Source organism: Conexibacter sp. S30A1 (genome assembly GCF_023330665.1).
GTDB lineage: Bacteria > Actinomycetota > Thermoleophilia > Solirubrobacterales > Solirubrobacteraceae > Palsa-465.
The window spans coordinates 1,670,446-1,689,084 of record NZ_CP097127.1; the positions used below are offsets into that span (position 1 = coordinate 1,670,446).

The window sequence follows — 18,639 nt, forward strand, 5'->3', positions numbered from 1 at the left end:
GAGCCTCAGCGGCGGCTCAGCGTGAGCTGCCACAGGGTTGTCGCGCCGGCGGGCAGACGGCTGCCGGCGCGCCGCGCGCGCTCAATGGCGACCAACGTGTTGCCCACCGCGGCGACGCCCTGCGGGGCAAGGGTCGTGGGCGGCAGGCGGCGAAGGCGCGGGCGGCGCCAGACGCGGCCATCTGCCGACCACCAGAGCGCCGTGTTCGAGCTGTCGTAGAGGATCAGCCCGCCGTCCGCGGCGACGAGCTCGGGGAAGCTCGTGGGGCCATAACGCAAACCCCCCGCCAGTGGCAGGCGGCCGTACACGCTCGCGCGCCGCCAGCGCCTGCCGCTGCTTGAGTACCAGAGCTGCGCGCGAGCGCTCGGGTCCATCGGCTCGGGCGTTGACAGCAGGACCATCATCCGGCCGGCGATCACGAGACTCTGGCTCGCGCCGGCGGGCAGCTCGCGCGGCAGGCGCAGCCTCGCCGTGATCTGCCAGCGCAGACCGGTCGCCGAACGCACCAGCACGGGCCCCGCACCGCTGCGAGTGAGGCCACCGACGCCGGCGAACCCAGCGCCGGCCGTTTGGACGCAGCCCGCCGAATAGCCCGCCGGCAGCTGGGCGGGCCTCAGGCGCAGGCCGGCGCCCGCGCTCCAGACGAGATCGGCGCTCCTGTCTTTGGGTGGCAGGCTGGCGCCGTTACCGATCAGCACCACGCGGCGCCCGGCGTCGGCGCTGCAGACCGACAGGCCACCGCCGGCGAGCGCGGCCGGAAGCTTGACCTCCTGCCAGGTCCTGCCGTTCGTGCTGCGCCAGACGGCGCTGAACTGGTCAGAGTCGCCGAGCAGCAGCGCGCCGTGCAGCGGCTGTAGCCACTCACCCTGGCCGCCGCCCAGCGACGGTGTGGCGTAGACCGCGTGCCAGCGTCCGCCGTCGACCGACCGCCACACCACAGCGCAGTCATTGCCCGATGGGCAGCCACGCGCACCCGAGACGTGCACGCGCCCGGAGCCCTGGCTGCTCGCATACAGAGCGCCGCGCCAGCGCACCACATCGGTGACGATCGCGCCCGGGACGATGAAGCCGCCGGGCGCTGTGAGCTCGTGCCAGGTCGCTGCTGGCGCCGCACCTGAGGAAGCGCCGGCTCGGCCGTGCCGTGGCACGGCGGGCGAGCCTCCGCCGGCGGCCAGCCCGCCGAGCAGGGCCACCGACCCCAGGGCGGCGAGCACCCAGGCGCCTGCCACGCGCCGCCGCCGACGGCGGCGGCGCGCCTCCTCGAAGAGGACCTCGGGGCTTGAGGGCTCGGCGGGGCTCGAGGGCTCGGCAGTTTCGGACTCGCCCACATCGACCGTCATCGCCACAACCCTCGCATGTACCTTATGGTACTAGCTCAGCTAGCGCCAGATTTGCCGCCCACCGCCGCCAGACCCCCGTGCCCGCGAACTTTCGTATTTCAGTGTCCATTTTGCGAACTGGAGTACGAAAGTTCGTGGGCCCGGCGGCGAGACGGTAGGCTCGCCGCCGTATCGACCGCGGCGAGCTCGACCTTGCACACGACATCACGCAGCCTGAGCCGGAGGGCGACGGTCGCGGTCGGGCTGGCCACCTGCGCCGCGGCGCTCGCGCTGGCAGCCGTCCCCGCCGCAGCGACCGCCAACGCACGCTTCAACACGAGCCTCGCGCGGCTCGCGAGCCTCACCAACTACCGCTTCACCGACACCTCGACCAACGACGGCTTCAAGTTTGAGATCAGCGGCCCGGTGCACGGGCCGCAGGACTGGCAGACCAACGCGACGGAGCCGCTCAAGGTCTCGACCTACGACGTCAATGGCCGCGGCTACTCGCTGGCGCTCGGTCACGTCAACCCGGTCACGTTCAAGACACCCGAGGGCCTGACGCATCTGGACGGCGAGTACACCGCCGCACGGGGCCTTGTCGGCTACACGAACGTGACGGGCATGCGGATCAGCAACGCAGGGTCCTGCAAGGCGGCGGGCGTGGCGGGCACCCGCTACTTCCTCAAGACGCCCCGCGTCGACAGCAGGCTGCTCGTCGAGACGGCCAGCGCCTGCATCGCCAAACGCTCCGGCGCGCTGCTCGCATACGACGTGGGGTCGCCGCCCGCCCCGCAGAGTGGCTGCGGGCGATTTTGGACATTTGGATAGTGACCGCACGCCGGGCGTCATATAGCTTGAAATGGCCGTCTCCGGGCGGCAGCTAAGTTCACGCGCGCCCACACCGCCTGGTCGCGAACAGGAAGGAATCGAGCCCACAGCATGTCCCGCATCCGCCAGCAGAACGTATTTGCAGCGCAGTGGACCCCCGACGGGGCCGCGCTCGGCACAACCGACCTCACCGTCGCCGACAACCAGGTCTTCGGCGAGAACGTATTCAGCCAGGCGGTGCAGCGCCAACGCCTGCCCAAGGACGTCTACAAGCGGCTCTCCCAGACCCTTGCCAAGGGCGAGGCGCTCGACACCACGCTCGCCGACGCGGTGGCGCTGGCGATGAAGGAGTGGGCACTCGAGAAGGGCGCAACCCACTACGCGCACGTCTTCCAGCCGCTGACCGGGCTGACCGCCGAGAAGCACGACAGCTTCTACGCGCCCACGGGTGAGGGCACCGCGCTGGCCTCGTTCTCGGGCAAGGAGCTGATCCAGGCAGAGCCGGACGCCTCGTCGTTTCCGACCGGCGGCATCCGCGCCACCTTCGAGGCGCGTGGCTACACCGCCTGGGACCCGACCAGCCCCGCCTTCATCCTGGAGAACCCCAACGGGGCGCTGCTCTGTATCCCGACGGCATTTGTCTCCTGGACCGGCGAGGCGCTCGACCACAAGATCCCGCTGCTGCGCTCGATGGACGCGCTCTCGCGCTCTGCCAGTCGCGCCCTGAAGCTGTTCGGCAAGGAGGTCGGCCGTGTGTTCACGACGGTCGGGCCCGAGCAGGAGTACTTCCTGATCGACGAGCAGTACTACTTCGAGCGACCCGATCTGGTGACCACCGGTCGCACGTTGTTCGGCGCCAAGCCGCCCAAGGGTCAAGAGCTGGACGATCACTACTTCGGCTCGATTCCCGAGCGCGTACTCGCCTGCATGCTCGAAGCTGAACGCGAGCTCGCCCGCCTCGGCATACCGATCAAGACCCGTCACAACGAGGTCGCCCCGGCCCAGTACGAGATCGCCCCGATCTTCGAAAACTCGAACGTCGGCTCCGACCACCAGCAGCTGACGATGCAGATCCTGCAGAACGTGGCGCGCCGCTACGGGCTGGTCTGCCTGCTGCACGAGAAGCCCTTCGCGGGCATCAACGGATCTGGCAAACACAACAACTGGTCGATGGGGACCGATGAGGGCGAGAACCTGCTCGACCCCGGAGACACGCCGCACGAGAACCTCCAGTTCCTGTTCTTCTGCACGGCCGTGATCCAGGCCGTCAACAAGCACCAGGGCCTGCTGCGCGCATCGGTCGCCTCTGCCGGCCAGGACCACCGACTCGGCGCCAACGAGGCGCCGCCGGCGATCATCTCGATCTTCCTCGGAGACGAGCTCGAGAAGCTCTTCGAAGCGATCGAGGCAGGCACCGCCGGCCAGTCAACCCCGGAGTCGTTCCTCGGCCTCGGCACACCGGTCCTACCGCCGCTGCCGATGCACGGTGGCGACCGCAACCGCACCAGCCCATTCGCGTTCACCGGCAACAAGTTCGAGTTCCGCGCCCTCGGCTCGAGCATGTCGCTGGGCCTGCCCAACACGGTGCTGAACACGATCGTCGCCGAGGCGATTGACGAGCTCGCCAGCGAGCTCGAGAACACACTTGCCGCCGGCGGAACGCTCGAGGACGCGCTGCGCCCGATCATCCAGCGCAGCTACGCGGCCAACAAGCAGATCGTCTTCGGCGGCGACGGCTACTCGGACGACTGGCATGAGGAGGCAGCACGCCGTGGCCTGCTCAACCTGCGCGCGACCCCCGATGCCCTTCCCTACCTGATCGACCCACGGACGATCGCCGCCTTTGAGGCCTACGGCGTGCTGAACGAGCGCGAGCTGCACGCTCGCTACGAGGTGTTCCTCGAGCAGTACATCACCAAGCTCAACATCGAGGCCGAGACCGCGGCCGCGCTCGCGCGCACGATGCTGCTGCCCGCCGCAGTGCGCTACAAGGCCGAACTGCTGGCCGCCGAGGAGCCGGGGATCGCCAGCGAAACCGGCGAGCGGATCGCTTCGTTCCTCGAGGTGATCCGCGCCCTCGACAGTGCCAACCTCAAGGAGAACCACCCGGAGGATGACCTGCTCGAACACGCCCATTACATGCACGACGTCGTGTTTCCGGCGATGGGCGCCGTCCGTGAGGTCGCCGACCGGCTCGAGAAAGAGGTTGCCGACGACCTCTGGCCGCTACCGAAGTACTCAGAGATCCTGTTCATCAAGTGATCGCTGTGGGCGCCGGCCCGCTGGCCGGCGCCCACCCGTACCGCCCAGTTGACACCCGCGCGACACTGGGCAGGAACCTGCAGCGTGAGACCTCGCCGCGTGCTTTAACCCTGTAGGGAGAACCCGACAGGGCCTCCCAGATGGTGGCGCAACTGGAAACGATCTGTGGGGTTTCAGCAAGCCGTGAGGCAGGCGTTGGCAGCGTTGAGTGGACGCGGTGCACTGCTCGTATCGGGGCTGCTGGCCGCCCTGCTCGGGCCGGTTACGGCGATCGCACTGGCGGCAAGCGCGCACCAGCAGGGCCCATCCTCAACCACCGCAGAACAGGCCGCCGGCGCCACCGTGACGGTCCACACCCCATGCAGCGGGTCGGTGGGCATCACGTCAACCACCGTCGCACCTGGAACCCCCGTGTACACGACCGTGCAGGCGGTGCAGACCGTCACCGAACCGGTCATCGCCACCGGGACCACCACGCTGACCACGGCGCCACCAACCGGCACATCGTCCACCACCACCAGCTCCACGTCCACCTCCACGACCACCACCGGCACGGGCACGAGCACGACCACCGGCACCGGCACGACCACCGGAACGGGCACGAGCACCGGAACGGGCACGAGCACCGAAACGGGCACGAGCACCGGAACGGGCACGAGCACCACCGCGGCGCCGACCACCACGACCTACACGTACCCGACCACGACCGTCTTCACCGAGTCGGTGCCGGTGACCGAGACCGCCACGCTCCCCGGTACCACCACGATCACGCAGACGCCCGCCTGCCCGCTCACCGCGCCCGCACCCGCAACGATCCCGGTGCCCGCCGGCAACCCGTTTGCGGGGCGCGCGATGTGGATCTGGGTGCTGCACGACACCGACGGCGGCGACATCGCGGCGATCATCGCCCAGGCAAAGCGCTACGGGATAACGGCGCTCTACGTCAAGAGCAGCGACGGCACCCAGTGGTGGCGGCAGTTCTCGCCGGCGCTGGTGACCGACCTGCACGAGGCCGGTATCAGGGTCTGCGCCTGGCAGTACGTCTACGGTGTGCACCCGGTCATCGAGGCCAACCTGGGCGCGCGGGCGGTGCGTGACGGCGCCGACTGCCTGGTGATCGACGCCGAATCGCAGTACCAGTCGCGCTACATCGCCGCCCAGACCTACATCGCGCGTCTGCGCAGGCTGATCGGCCAGCGCTTCCCGGTCGGCCTGGCGGGCTTTCCCTACGTCCGCTACCACCTGACGTTTCCGTACTCGATATTTCTCGGACCCGGCGGCGCCCAGTACAACCTGCCGCAGATGTACTGGGCCGACATCGGCACCTCGGTGCAGAATGTCTACGCGATCACCTACGAGTACAACGAGCTCTACCGCCGCCCGATCTTTCCGCTGGGCCAGCTGTGGAACAGCGGCGCCGGCATGTCAATCGGCGCGATCGAGCAGTTCAGCCTACTCGCCAAGGAGTACGGCGCGACCGGCGTGAGCTGGTGGGACTGGCAGTCGGCGCCGCTGTCCTACTTCGGCGCGATCACCCGTCTACCGCCGCTGCCGGTCAGCTACACAACCAACCGCACGCCGGCGAGCATCTTCGCCGGTAACCGCGGCGATCTGGTGATATGGGCGCAGGAGCACCTCTACGGAGCCGGCTACCGGATCGCGATCGACGGCGTGTTCGGACCGCAGACAAAGCGCGCTGTGCGAGCGTTCCAGCGCCGCCACCGGCTCGCCGCAAGCGGCGTCCTCAACGGCCCCACCTGGGACGCGCTGCTGCATGTGCGTCCGGTGAGCGTCCGCTGGAGCAGACGCAGACGACAGACGGTTGCGATCCTGCGGCGCGGGCGCGCGCTCGGCCGGACCGCCGCCGCCACCGCGCTAGAGGCACCGCTACCGAGGTGGATGCACGGCGTGCGCTCACACAACGAGCTCCACGGCGACATCGGCGCCGGCACGCCCCAGGCGGTCCCTGACCGGCGCCGGCGGCACGGCGGCTGAGCTCAGGCCGAGGCGGACACGGCCTCGTGGTTGAGGATCGTTCCCGGCTCCACGCTCAGCCCATCCGGGGGCGCGTCGATCTGCACGCTACCGCGCACGACGACGTCTGCGCCAAAGTACACGTCGCCGTTGACGATCAGCCGCTCGGCGTCGCGCAGCGACGGTGGACCCGCGGGGAAGCGCCGGTCGAAGTCGTCGATCAGGCCAAAATGGTCCTTGTCCAGCGCCACCTCGGGCGGGCTGGCGCCCTGCCGGGCGGGCTCGAGCACGAAGCCATCAGCCATCCGAAAGCAGTCAGAGCGCAGCACGAGCAGGTCATCTGTGGTCTTCACCGGCACGAAGCGTGAGCGCGGCACCTCCAGCAGGCAGGCGCCCGGGAAGCTGCTGATCGCGGCGCCCATCGCGCTCTCCAGCTGCAGCACGGGCGGCGAGTCGGGGTCCCGCGGGTCGAGCGTCTTGTGGTTGACGATCACCGGCAACTCCAACGTCGTTGCCGAAGCGAAGCGCTCCTCCAGGGCGTCGAGGTCGATCCACAGCGAATTGGTGTTGTAGTAGCGCCAGCGCCGGTAGTCAAGGAACGAGGCAGCGTCCTCCACCGGCGTCTGGGCGGTCTCGCGCAGGACCAGCTGCCCGTCGCTGCGGCGCCGTGCGAGATGGCCGCCCTTGCGATCCGAGGCGGTGCCACGGACCACCTCGAGCAGAAATGGGATTCGCTGCTCGGCCACATGCGCCGCGATCCGCGCATCGACCGTTGCCGCCAGGTTGTCGGAGTTGGCGATCATCGCGCGGCGGTAGCCTCGCTCGCGCAGTGCGTGAAGCAGGCCCGAGCCGACCAGCGAGGCGTAGACGTCGCCGTGTCCGGGCGGACACCACTCAAGCTCCGGCGCCCTGGGCCAGCGCGCCGGCAAAAGCGTGGCGGCATCGAGCTTGGGGACCATGCTCTGCAAAAACTCCTGCGGCAGGCCGCCGTTGGCGAGCTCGGGGATGCCGTCGAGCGCTGCACGTGTCGGCTCGTGCGTGGCCTGGCTGTTCATCAGGATCAGCGGCAGCCGCACGCCGTGGCGGCGACGCAGGTCGAGGATCTGACCGGCGATCACCTCCAGGAAGCTGTACCCCTCGCGAGCCTCGAGCAACGACTTCGGTTGGCGCAGGCCCATGGACGTGGCGATGCCGCCGTTGAGCCGGATGACCGCAAGCGCCGCGAGCGCCTCGCGCGGATCTGCGTCCGGCAGCTCGGCGAGCCCGGGAACGTCCGGCACGGGCTCGATCTCAGCGCTTGAGATCAGCGTTCGCTCGCCTGCCGCCACGCGCTCGATGGCATGGCTGAAGTGCCGAATCGCCGCGTCGCTCTGCCCCGCCTGGCGCATCTTCGCGGCGGCGGCGGCCACCGCCTCATTGCTCACCGGCGAGCCCCCGTTCGAGCTCCGCCAGCCAGGTGCGGGCGTTCCCGTCACTCGGTGCCCGCCAGTCGCCGCGCGGCGAAAGCGACCCACCCGAACCGACCTTCGGTGCGTTCGGGAGCGCGGAGCGCTTGAACTGACTGGTCTGGAAGAACCGTGAGAGGAACACTCGCAGCCAGCGCTCGATCTGCTCGAGCGTGTACTCGTTGCGCCGCCGTTCCGGGATCAGGTCGGGCCAGAACCCGCGCGTACGCTGTCCCCAGGCCGCGTGCGCGAGCCACGCAACCTTGCTGGGGCGGTTGCCGTAGCGCAGCACGTGGTAGAGAAAGAAGTCCTGAAGCTCGTAGGGACCGACGGTGTTCTCACTGTGCTGCTCGGGCGCGACGGCGCTGCCGGCGGGCGCTGGGATCAGCTCCGGTGAGATCGGCGTCTCGAGCACGGTGTGCAGCACCGCCTCGAGCGCGGTGCCAGCCTGCGCGCCGAGCTCGCCCGTGTCGAGCGCCCAGCGCAGCAGAAACTGGATCAGGGTCTTTGGCACCGAGGCGTTGACGTTGTAGTGCGACATCTGGTCGCCGACGCCGTAGGTGCTCCAGCCGAGCGCCAGCTCGCTGAGGTCGCCGGTACCGAGCACCAGCGCGCCATGGAGGTTTGCCAGGCGGAACAGGTGGGCCGTCCGCTCACCGGCCTGCACGTTCTCGTAGGTGGTGTCGTAGACCTCCGCTCCGGAGGCCGCCGGATGGCCGATGGACTCAAGCATCAGCTGCGACGACGGCCGGATGTCGAGCTCGGCTGCGGTGACCCCGAGCGCCTGCATCAACTCGCGGGCGCTGCCAAGCGTGGTGGCGCTGGTGCCGAATCCGGGCATCGTGTAGGCGAGGATGTTGGTGCGCGGCAGCCGCAGGCGGTCCATCGTACGAGCCGCGACCAGCAGCGCAAGCGTCGAGTCAAGGCCGCCGGAGACGCCGATCACGACGCGCTCGATGCCGGTGGCCTCAAGCCGTGTCTGCAGGCCACTGGCCTGGATCAGGCTGACCTCCCGACAGCGCTGATCACGCGAGGCGGGATCAGTCGGCACATACGGAAAGCGTGCGACCTCGCGCGTCAAAGGCAGCGCCCTGGTCGGTGGGCGCAGGCGAAACTCGATGCGCCTCACCCGACGCAGAAGCTCGCGGTGGTCGTGGACACAGTCGCCGAAGGAAGTGAGCCGCATGCGGTCAGCGCTGAGGCGATCGAGGTCGACGTCGGCGCTGGTCAGCGTGCCAGACGCCGGGTAGCGTTCGGCCTCGGCGAGCAGCTCGCCATTTTCGTAGATGAGCGCCTGCCCGTCCCACGCCATATCTGTGGTGGACTCCCCAAGGCCGGCGGCTGTGTAAACGTAGGCGGAGAGTGTGCGTGCCGAATGTCCCGCACAGAGCAACCGCCGGTATTCGGGCTTGCCGACCGTCACGTTACTGGCCGACAGGTTGGCAAGCACCGTCGCACCCGCCAACGCCGCGTAGGTGCTCGGCGGAATCGGGGCCCAGAGATCCTCGCAGATCTCGACGTGCATGGTGAACTGGGGCAGATCGGTGGCGGTGAACAGCAGGTCGCTGCCAAAGGGAACGCTGACCCCGCCGATCTCCACCTCGGTGCGGATCGCGTCACGCGCGGCGCGGAACTGCCGCTTCTCGTAGAACTCGCCGTAGGCGGGCAGATAGCTCTTGGGCACCGCCCCGAGGACCCGGCCGGCGTGGATCACCAGCGCAACGTTGAAGAGGCCGTCCTGAACGTGCAGCGGCGCACCGACCACGAGCAGTGGTGCAAGCGCGGCGCTGGCCTCGCGCACCGACTCGATGGCCGCGAGCGTCGCCTCCAGCAGCGCGTCCTGGTGGAAGAGGTCATCGGCCGTGTAGGCGGTCAGGCCGAGCTCCGGAAAGACAACGAGCGCCGCGCCCTGCTCGTCGGCTGAACGGGCCAGCGCCAGCGTCTGCGCGACGTTCGCGGCTGGTTCGGCAATCTGCACGCGTGGAACGGCAGCCGCCACGCGGACATAACCGTGGCGGTAGATCGAGTCAAACGGGAGCACTCCCGCAGCTGTGGCGCTGGCCATTGCGCTGTAGTTTCCCGCAAACCCGCCGCAAATGCCCGTGGCAGCGGTTCAGGCGCAGCGGCGACCCCAGCTTGCAACGCAGCCGCCCGGCGATGTAACTTGCCGTTGGTGAGCGAAAACATCCGGATCGTGATCGCCGATGACCACGCCATCGTTCGCCGTGGCCTGCGACAGCTGCTGGACAGCGAGGAGGGCTTCGAGGTGGTGGCCGAAGCCGAGGACGTGGCCTCCGCCAGGCGCTATGTCCGTGGCCACCACCCCGACGTGCTGGTGCTCGACCTGAACATGCCGGGCGAGGAGAGCATCGAGGCGATTCCCGGTCTGCGCAGCGAGTTTCCCGAAACGCAGATAGTCGTTTTGACGATGCAGAACGAGCCGGCGTACGCGCGGCGCACATTGAGCGACGGCGTGCTCGGCTATGTGCTCAAGGAGTCCGCGGATGGCGAGCTCGTCGATGCGATCCGCGCCGCTGTCGCGGGCGAGCGCTACCTGAACCCACGCCTGGGGGCCAAGCTCGCCGCGGAGCCGCTGCCGGGGCCACCGGACGGACTCTCGCAACGCGAGCTTGAGATCCTGCGGCTGATCGCGCTCGGATACACCAACGGCCAGATCGCCGACGAGCTCTACCTGTCGATCCGCACGGTCGAGACCCACCGTGCCCACATCCAGCAGAAGCTCGGGCTGGCGGACCGCGCCGAACTCGTTCGCTACGCCCTGGACCGCAAGCTCCTCAGCTAGGGCGCGCGCGTGGCTGGCGTGAGCCGCCCGTTGCGCAGCTCGTAGACCGTGTCAAAGGCCGCAACCTCGGCCCTGCGGTGTGTGATCACCAACAGGCCACGGTCGCCGGCGGCGTGCGCGACGCGCCCGATCAGCTCCGCCGCGATCGGACCGTCCAGCTGGGAGGTGGGTTCGTCGAGCACGATGAAGGGCGCGTCTGAGACGAGCGCCCGCGCGACCGTGAGCCGCTGACGCTGGCCGCCGGAGAGCAGTCCCCCATCCTCGCCGACCAGTTCGTCGAGCCCCGCGGGCAGCGAGCGCACGTGCTCATCCAGTGCCACCGCTCTGAGCGCCGCCCAGAGCTCGGCTTCGCTGGCCTCGCGCCGCGCGAGCAGCAGGTTCTCGCGCACGCTGGTGGTGAACACATGCGCGTCCTGAGCGATCAGCACGACGCTTGCGCGGACCTCGTCAAGCGCAAGCTCGCGCAGGTCGATGCCCCCCAACCTGACCGTGCCCGCCTGCGGATCGGTGAAGCGCACAAGCAGCTCCGCGAGCGTGGTCTTGCCGGCGCCGCTCGGGCCGGTCAGCGCGACACGCGCGCCCGGCTCGAGCGTGAGACTGACGTCGTCAAGCGCCTGCGTGCCATCGCTGAAGCGCACACTGACGTGCTCAAGGCTCAGCGCGAGCGCCGCCCCCGCAGGCAGCAGACGGGGTGCGGGCGGATCGCTGACCGCGGGCTCAAGCGAGCTGATGTCGGCCAGGCGGCTCGCGGCCTGGGCGCTGGCGCTCAGGCGGCGGGCAGCCAGCGGCAGGGGCGCCAACCCCTCCAGCGCGCCCAGCGTCAAAAGCACGATCGCCGCCAGCAGCACGGCGCTCAGGGCGCCGGTGTGCACCGCCGGGATGGCGACGATCAGAACCGCCATCACAGCCACGCCACCGCCCAGCGCCTGCAGCGTCGTGGCGCCAGCGCCGACGAGCGCGTCGCGCAGGCCGAGGTGGATCAGCCGACGGCTTGACTGATCGATCCGGTCCGCACGCTCCTGCGCACGGCCCGCCAGCGCCAGCTCGACCGAGCCCTCGAGCGCCTCCAGGAGCTCGTCGGCGAGGCGGGCGCGGGCCGGCGCCTGGCGCCGGCCCGCGCCCGCAGCAGCTGCCGACGCCAGCGCCGGCACGAGCAGCGCCATCACGACCAGGCAGGCGGCCAGGGCGAGCCCCGCGGTGGGCAGCATCACAGCCGCAGCGCCCGCAGTCGTGAGGATCACGAGTAGTGCCACCAGCGGCGGCGCGAGCGCGCGCAGGTAGAGGTCCTGGAGCGAGTCGACGTCGGCGACGAAGCGCGCGAGCAGATCACCGCGGCGGCGCTCTTCAAGCGCCGCCGCGCCGAGCGGTGCGAGCGCCGCGTAGAAGCCGGTGCGCAGACGTGCGAGCACACGTAGCGCCAGGTCGTGCGAGGCCAGGCGCTCGAGGTAGCGAAAGACCGCGCGCGAGAGCCCGAAGGCGCGCACGGTCGTGACCGTGACCATCAGCGTGATGAACAACGGCCGCTGGGCCGCACGCGAGATCAGATAGCCGGAGGCGGTCAGCAGGCCGACGCCCGAGATCACGGTGGCCCAGCCGAGGATCACCGTCAAGGCCAGCCTCCGACCCTCGCCTTGACGCAGGCGCGCCACACGCCAGAGCGCAAGCGCCCGCCGGCGGCGGCTGGTGCTTGTTGCGCCGATGCCGGCTGAGAACGCGCTCACACCGCCACCACCGTCTGTGGCTTCGGCGCGAGCACGGCCCCGTCCCGCAGCCGCACTGTGCGCTGTGCGCGCGCCGCAAGCCTGGCGTCGTGGGTTATCAGGAGCACGGTACGCTCGCCCGCGAGCCGCTCGATCCCGTCGCCGATCACCCCGGCGGTCGCGGGATCCAGGTTGGCGGTCGGCTCGTCCAGCACCACCAGTGAAGCGTCGGTGAGGAAGGCGCGTGCGAGCGCGACCCGCTGACCCTCACCGGCCGACAGGCGCCGGCCGCCGTCACCGATCCGGGTCTGTAGGCCGGCGGGCAGCGACGCGATCAGCTCCTCGAGGCCGGCCCGGACGGCCGCCGTGCGGATCTCAGCGGCGGTCGCCCGCGGCACCGCCAGCGCGATGTTTGCCCCCAGCGTGTCGGCGAAGAGCTTGGTGCGCTGCGGGACCCACGCCAGGCGGTCACGCCAGGCCTCGGGGCTGACCGCGCACAGGTCAACGCCGCCACAGCTCACGCGGCCGCTGTCGGGATGCACGAGTCCGAGCGCGAGCGCGGCGAGCGTCGACTTGCCCGCCCCGCTTGGCCCGATCACGGCCACGAACTCGCCGGGCGCGAGCGTGAGGGTGATTTCCTGTAACGCCGGACGGTCGCTGCCCGGATAGGTGAAGCGGACACGCTCGAAGCGCAAAGGCTCGTCACGCGGGTCCGGCGTGTGTCTGGGCGGCAGTGGCGCGGGGCTCGGCGCGCCGCCGGCCAGCGGGCCGGCGGCAGCGACTGGATCGGTCTGATCCAGCACTGAGAACAGCCGACCCGCAGCCGCCAGCCCATCCGCCGTGGCGTGGAACTGCTGACCGACCGCCCGCAGTGGCCCGTAGAGCTCGGGCGCCAGAAAGAGCACCGTGAGCCCGGCGTCGAGGCTCAGGTCCCCGCCGGTCAGCTGCACCCCGATCGTCGCCGCCGCCAGCGCCGTGCCGAGCATCGCGCAGAGCTCGAGCACCAGCGAGCTGATGAACGCCAGGCGCAGCGTGCCCATCGTCTCGACTCGGTAGCGCTCACCGACGCTGTCGATGATCTGCACCTGCGCGCGTTCACGGCGGTGTGCCCGCAGCGTCTCGAGCCCGCGCACGACGTCGAGGAAGTGACTCGAGAGCAGCGTGAGCGCCTGCCAGCGCGCGCGTGTGCGTGACTGGGCACCGACGCCGATCAGGATCATGAAGGCGATCAGCACCGGGATCGTGAGCGCGAAGATGAGCGCGACCAGAGGGTCGATCGGCGTCACCCAGGCCAGCACCGCGACCGGCACTGCGAGGGCCAGAATCAGCGACGGCAGGTAGCCGGCGAAGTAGGTCTCAAGGCCGTCCACGCCCTGGACGGCGGCGGCGACCAGCTCGCCGGTGCGCTCCTCGCGCTCGAGCCCGGGCCGGTCCACGAGCAGACGCTGCACGAGGCGCCGGCGCAGCTCGGTGAGCACGCGCGCGGCCGCGAGCCTGCCGGAGAGCTCGAAGGCGCCGGCCACCAGCGCCCGGAGCGCGAGCACGGCCCCAAGCGCAACCAGCGCCGCGCGCTCGTCCGCGAGCGTTGCGTGCCCCATCGCCACCGCGGCGATCACCCGGGCAAGCAGCACCGCTTGGGCGACCGTCAGCGCGGCGCTCGCCACACCGAGCAGCGCGCCGATCAGGAAGTGTGGCCGTGCCGCCCGGGTCTCGCGCGCGAGCCGGCGATCGACCCTGGGCTTGCCGTCCGGTTGGCCGCTCGCCACGTCACCCTCAGTGGCCGTGGCCGGTGGTCATGTGCTCGATCACGGCCACCGGCGTGAGCGGCCCTTCGTAGTCGTCGCGGCCGAGGCGATGGCGGAACACCCAGTAGGTCCAGCCCTGGTAGGCGAGCACGACCGGCACGAAAATCACCGCGACGATCGACATCACGACCAGCGCGTAGTGGTTAGAGGACGCGTTGGCCACCGTCAGGCTGTATGCCGCCCTGGTGGTCGACGGCAGCACATCGGGATAGAGCGAGGTCATGAACGTCGCGGTCAGCATCCCGATCGCAAGCGCACTCGCACCAAACCCCGCGGCCTGTCTTTCGGCACGGTTGAGCGCCGTCGCCGCCACGAGCCCGCCGCAGGCAAGCAGCGCCGGGATCAGCACCTGCACCGCCCAGCCGTGAGCTGAGAGCGTCCAGACCAGGAAGCCCGTCGTTAGCAGCGCCGCCAGCGGCGTCGCCAACCTGTCAACGGCGCCAGCACGCTTGCGCAGATCACCGTCGACCCGCAGCGACAGAAAGCTCGCACCGTGCGCGAGGAAGAGCACGAGCGTGGTCACGCCGCCGAGCAGCGCGTAGGGGTGAAGCATGCCGAGCAGTGAGAGGTGCACCACGTGAGCGGCCCCCATCGGCACGCCATGGATGAGGTTCGCCCAGGCGACACCGAACAGGAATGCGGCCGCACCGCTGCCGATCGCCATCGCCCACTCCCACACCGAGCGCCAGCGCTCGGAGTCGACCTTGCCCCAGAACTCGAAGGAGACGCCGCGCACGATCAGCGCCGCCAACAACAGGAAGAACGCCAGGTAAAAGCCAGAGAAGGCGCTCGCGTACCAGAGCGGGAAGGCGGCGAACATTGCGCCCCCCGCCACTATCAACCAGACCTCGTTGCCGTCCCAGACCGGACCGATGGTGTGGATCGCCATGCGCTTCTCCACCTGGTCGCGGGCCAGCGCCTTGACCAGGATGCCCACGCCGAAGTCGAAGCCTTCGAGGATGAAGAAACCGGCCCAGAGGACGCCGACCAGCACAAACCAGATGATTTGCAGGAAACCAGGATCGCTGTGCATCGCTTCTCGAACTCCCTCAGTAGGCCATGACCATGTCGGGCTTCGGGGTGGCACCCGGAGGCTGCGTGGTCGGGGCGTCATCGGACTCGGGCCCGTGACCAACCTCGCGCCACATCAGCCATGCTCCGGTCGCGATCAGCACGCCGTAGATCACGATGTACCCGGCCAGCGTGAAGATGATGCTGCCGAGACCCACGTTCGGCGAGTTGGCGTCAGCGGTCTTCAGTAGGCCGAAGACCACCCAGGGCTGGCGCCCGACCTCGGTGAAGATCCAGCCGCACCAGTTGGCGAGGATCGGTAGCGGCACACCCAGCAGCGCAAGCCATTTGAACCAGCGTGCGCGCTCCAGCTGGCGCCGACGCACGAGCACCACCCCGACCAGCGCGATCGCCGCCATCAGCATCCCGGCGCCGATCATCAGCCGGAAGGTCCAGTACTCGACGCCGACCGGCGGCACGTAGTTGCCGGGTCCGTACTGGGCGCGCTCGGCGGCCTGGATCTGGTCGATACCCCTGATGTTGCCGTTCCAGCTCAGATCCTCAATCAGGCTGAGCAGGTGCGGGATGCGGATCGAGCTGATGTGGTTGGGGCAGGGGTTGTCGGTGAAACCAGCGACCGAGAAGATCGAGAAGCTCTCGCCGTGGCCGGAGTTGCAAACCGCCTCGGCGGCTGCCATCTTCATCGGCTCCTGGTTCACGAGCACGCGGCCCTGACTGTCGCCGACAAACATGGTTAGCGACACGGCCACGAGCGCAAATGGCAGCGCCATGCGCATCGACCTCGAGGCCACCTGGCCGCCGCGCCCGCGCAGCATCAGATAGCCGCTGATCGCGATCACCAGCATGCCCCCGGTCGTGATCGCACCAAGCACGGTGTGCACGAAGCCGAGCAGCGCGATCGGGTTGAACATCACCGCGAAGATGTTGGTCAGCTCAGCGCGGCCCGTGGCGTGATTGACCGTGTAGCCGACGGGGTGCTGCATGAAGCCGTTGGCGAGGATGATGAAGTAGGCCGAGAGCATCGTGGCGATCGCCGTGAGCCAGATGGTCGCCAGATGGATGCGCTTGGGCAGGCGCCCCCAGCCGAAGATCCACAGGCCGATGAAGGTCGACTCCAAAAAGAACGCGATCAGGCCCTCCATCGCCAGGGGTGCGCCGAAGATGTCGCCGACGTAGCGCGAGAACAGCGACCAGTTCATGCCGAACTGGAACTCCTGAACGATACCGGTGACCACCCCGATCGCCATCGAGATCAGCAGGAACTTGCCCCAGAAGCGGGTCGCGCGCAGCCACACCTCGTCACCTGAGCGGTGGTAGCGCGTCTGGCAGATGGCGACGTAGAGCGCCAGCCCGATCGACATCGGGACGAAGATGAAGTGAAACAGGGTGGTTATCGCAAACTGGAGCCGGGCAAAGTCCAAAGCGCTCACGGGACCTCCTCATTGCTGCCCAGATTGTGCGCAACTGCACAACTGAGCGTTTGTGGCCTACGAATCGACCGTATCATCGCGGGCGGGAGCCGCCCCCGCTCATGTAGTTTGTCTGACAGGCGCTGCGGCTTTTCCGCACATCGATCCCGTACATCTCGGCTCGCTACCCGCATCGGACCCTGTGGCAACCCGGGGACGGCCCGGTTAGGCTGGGCCTTGAGACACCCCCCGGCTCACGTCACAACGCTTTTTCCCCAGACCATCCAAACCGCCAAGGAGCGACACAATGATTCTGATCGGCCACGACGGCTCTGAGGACTCCAAGGCCGCGATCGAGCAGGCCGCCAAGTTGTTTCCGGGTCAGCAGGCGATCGTGCTGACGGTCTGGCAGCGCTTCATCGACACGATGGCCCGCGCCGGCGCCGGCATGGCGATCGCGCTGGACCTCGACGAGATGGACTCGGCCACCGAGAAGTCCGCCGCGGAAGCCGCGCAGGCGGGCGCCGAGCTGGCCCGTCAGGCCGGACTCGATGCCACCCCACAGACGGCCGTGGTGACAACCACCGTCGGCGAGGCAATCCTGGGCGCCGCCGCGCAGGCGCACGCCGATGCGATCGTTTGCGGCAGCCACGGGCGCAGCGAGCTGCGCTCGCTGATGCTCGGGAGCGTCTCGCGCCAGCTGCTTCACCACGCCGAGATTCCGGTCGTGGTGGTCCCCTCGCCGGCCGTGGCCACGGCTCGCGCGGAGCGCCGCAGACGCATGGAGCACAAGCCCGCCGCCTGACGGCCAACCAAAGCTTCGTCCGGCCGCGCGCCGGCTGGGCCGACGCGCGCAGGGATCATCACCCGGGGCGCTCGGCCGGACAGCTCGCAAGCGTCCGCCTTGAGCCGCCGCTCAACGGAGCGCGTCTTGCACGGCGCGCGCGAAGCTGTCCACGTCCTGCTCGGTGGTATCCCACGAGCACATCCAGCGCACCTCGCCGGTGTGCTCGTCCCAGACGTAGAAGTCGAACTCGCGTTGCAGACGCTCACACGCGTCGGTCGGCAGCACCGCAAAGACCGCGTTGGCGGCAGGCGGCCGCGACACGCGCACACCCTCGATCGTGCCGACGGCCTCATGCAGCCGCCGCGCCATCGCATTTGCGTGGGCTGCGTTCTCAAGCCACAGGTCTCCGTCCAGCAGGGCGTCAAACTGCGCCGCCACAAAGCGCATCTTCGAAGCCAGCTGCAGCGTCTGCTTGCGCAGGTGCAGCATCCCCGGCGCGAGTGCCGGGTCGAGCACGACCACCGCCTCACCGAGCATCAGACCGTTCTTGGTGCCACCGAACGAGAGCAGGTCGGCACCACTGGCCGCAAGCAGCTCCGCCAACGACAGCCCCAGCGCGGCGGCGGCGTTGGCGAAGCGTGCCCCGTCGACATGGACCCGCAGGCCGTTGTCGTGGGCGAGCTGCGCGAGCTCGCGCAGCTCGCCCACCTCGTACAGCGTTCCCAGCTCCGTCGATTGGGTCAGCGACAACAGCCCTGGCTTGACGGAGTGCTCGTCATTGCTGCGTTCCACGAGCCGCCGCACACCCTCAAGCGTCACGCGCCCGTCGCACGTCTGCGCCACCAGCAGCTTGGTGCCGGCCACAGCCTCCGGCGCACCGACCTCGTCGGTGTGCAGGTGCGCGTTGGCTGACACAACCGCCGCCTCCCAGGGCCTGAGCGCCGCGCGCAGCGACAGGACGTTGGCACCGGAGCCGTTGAGGACAAAGAACACCGCGGCGTCCGGGGCGCCCAACGCTTGGGCCAGGCGCCGCTCCACGGCCTGTGTGTAGCGGTCGTGCCCGTAGCCGTAGGCGTGCCCCCGATTGCACGCGGCGATCGCCTCCAGCACGCGCGGGTGCACTCCCGCGGCGTTGTCTGAGGCAAAGCCGCGCCGCGCCAGCGCGGCGCTCATCGCTCAGCCGGCACGCCTTGCAGGGCGCGCTCGTGATCGGGGATCGGTGGCACAGCGGCGAGGTTACTGGACGCGCGCGGCCGCGGACTACGATTGTCG

The 18,639-nt window shown here is 69.4% G+C and carries 13 protein-coding genes; 5 read left to right on the top strand and 8 right to left on the bottom strand.

Translation table 11 applies throughout. The features are described 5' to 3' along the window. Positions 1-5: 5 nt before the first annotated feature. The gene (locus tag M3M54_RS08300; protein ID WP_249021690.1) at positions 6-1,340 is read right to left on the bottom strand and encodes a hypothetical protein; all 1,335 of its coding nucleotides are present in this window, start codon (positions 1,338-1,340) and stop codon (positions 6-8) included. A gap of 192 nt (positions 1,341-1,532) precedes the next feature. Here M3M54_RS08300 and M3M54_RS08305 point away from each other — a divergent pair, with 192 nt between their 5' ends. From M3M54_RS08305 to M3M54_RS16795, 3 genes are all read left to right on the top strand, one after another. Further along, the gene (locus tag M3M54_RS08305) at positions 1,533-2,150 is read left to right on the top strand and encodes a hypothetical protein (protein ID WP_249021691.1); all 618 of its coding nucleotides are present in this window, start codon (positions 1,533-1,535) and stop codon (positions 2,148-2,150) included. 111 nt (positions 2,151-2,261) lie between these two features. Next, the gene (locus M3M54_RS08310; protein WP_249021692.1) at positions 2,262-4,412 is read left to right on the top strand and encodes a glutamine synthetase III; all 2,151 of its coding nucleotides are present in this window, start codon (positions 2,262-2,264) and stop codon (positions 4,410-4,412) included. Between the two features lie 204 nt (positions 4,413-4,616). Next, positions 4,617-6,407 (top strand): peptidoglycan-binding domain-containing protein, encoded by a 1,791-nt coding sequence (locus M3M54_RS16795; RefSeq protein ID WP_305883103.1) that lies wholly within the window; start codon positions 4,617-4,619, stop codon positions 6,405-6,407. 2 nt (positions 6,408-6,409) lie between these two features. On the opposite strand, the gene M3M54_RS08320 is transcribed toward M3M54_RS16795, so the two are convergent. Both M3M54_RS08320 and M3M54_RS08325 read right to left on the bottom strand, forming a co-directional pair. After that, entirely contained in the window at positions 6,410-7,810 is a 1,401-nt protein-coding gene (locus M3M54_RS08320) for a UTP--glucose-1-phosphate uridylyltransferase (RefSeq protein ID WP_249021693.1), read from the bottom strand. Then, complete coding sequence (locus tag M3M54_RS08325) at positions 7,800-9,896, bottom strand: NAD(+) synthase (protein ID WP_249021694.1); 2,097 nt, start codon at positions 9,894-9,896, stop codon at positions 7,800-7,802. The genes M3M54_RS08320 and M3M54_RS08325 overlap by 11 nt, the downstream gene beginning before the upstream one ends. Before the next feature lie 108 nt (positions 9,897-10,004). Between M3M54_RS08325 and M3M54_RS08330 the strand changes: the two genes are divergently transcribed. Next, on the top strand, positions 10,005-10,634 hold the full coding sequence (locus M3M54_RS08330) for a response regulator transcription factor (RefSeq protein ID WP_249021695.1): 630 nt from the start codon (positions 10,005-10,007) through the stop codon (positions 10,632-10,634). Here M3M54_RS08330 and cydC read toward each other — a convergent pair. Genes cydC through M3M54_RS08350 form a run of 4 tightly spaced genes read right to left on the bottom strand, consistent with a single transcriptional unit; the run spans position 10,631 to position 16,601 of the window. Then, positions 10,631-12,355: a thiol reductant ABC exporter subunit CydC gene (gene cydC, locus M3M54_RS08335; protein ID WP_249021696.1), complete on the bottom strand. Its 1,725-nt coding sequence runs from the start codon at positions 12,353-12,355 to the stop codon at positions 10,631-10,633. The genes M3M54_RS08330 and cydC overlap by 4 nt on opposite strands. Next, complete coding sequence (cydD, locus tag M3M54_RS08340) at positions 12,352-14,100, bottom strand: thiol reductant ABC exporter subunit CydD (RefSeq protein WP_249021697.1); 1,749 nt, start codon at positions 14,098-14,100, stop codon at positions 12,352-12,354. Before cydD ends, cydC begins: the two co-directional genes overlap by 4 nt. Before the next feature lie 7 nt (positions 14,101-14,107). Beyond that, positions 14,108-15,172, bottom strand: coding sequence for a cytochrome d ubiquinol oxidase subunit II (gene cydB, locus M3M54_RS08345; RefSeq protein WP_249021698.1), 1,065 nt, complete (start codon positions 15,170-15,172; stop codon positions 14,108-14,110). A gap of 16 nt (positions 15,173-15,188) precedes the next feature. Further along, positions 15,189-16,601: a cytochrome ubiquinol oxidase subunit I gene (locus M3M54_RS08350; protein WP_249021699.1), complete on the bottom strand. Its 1,413-nt coding sequence runs from the start codon at positions 16,599-16,601 to the stop codon at positions 15,189-15,191. A gap of 286 nt (positions 16,602-16,887) precedes the next feature. On the opposite strand from M3M54_RS08350, the gene M3M54_RS08355 reads away from it, so the two are divergent. Then, positions 16,888-17,385, top strand: a complete 498-nt coding sequence (locus M3M54_RS08355; protein ID WP_249021700.1) for a universal stress protein — start codon at positions 16,888-16,890, stop codon at positions 17,383-17,385. 111 nt (positions 17,386-17,496) lie between these two features. Here M3M54_RS08355 and M3M54_RS08360 read toward each other — a convergent pair whose 3' ends face one another. Beyond that, positions 17,497-18,540, bottom strand: a complete 1,044-nt coding sequence (locus tag M3M54_RS08360; RefSeq protein WP_249021701.1) for a low specificity L-threonine aldolase — start codon at positions 18,538-18,540, stop codon at positions 17,497-17,499. Positions 18,541-18,639: the final 99 nt, after the last annotated feature.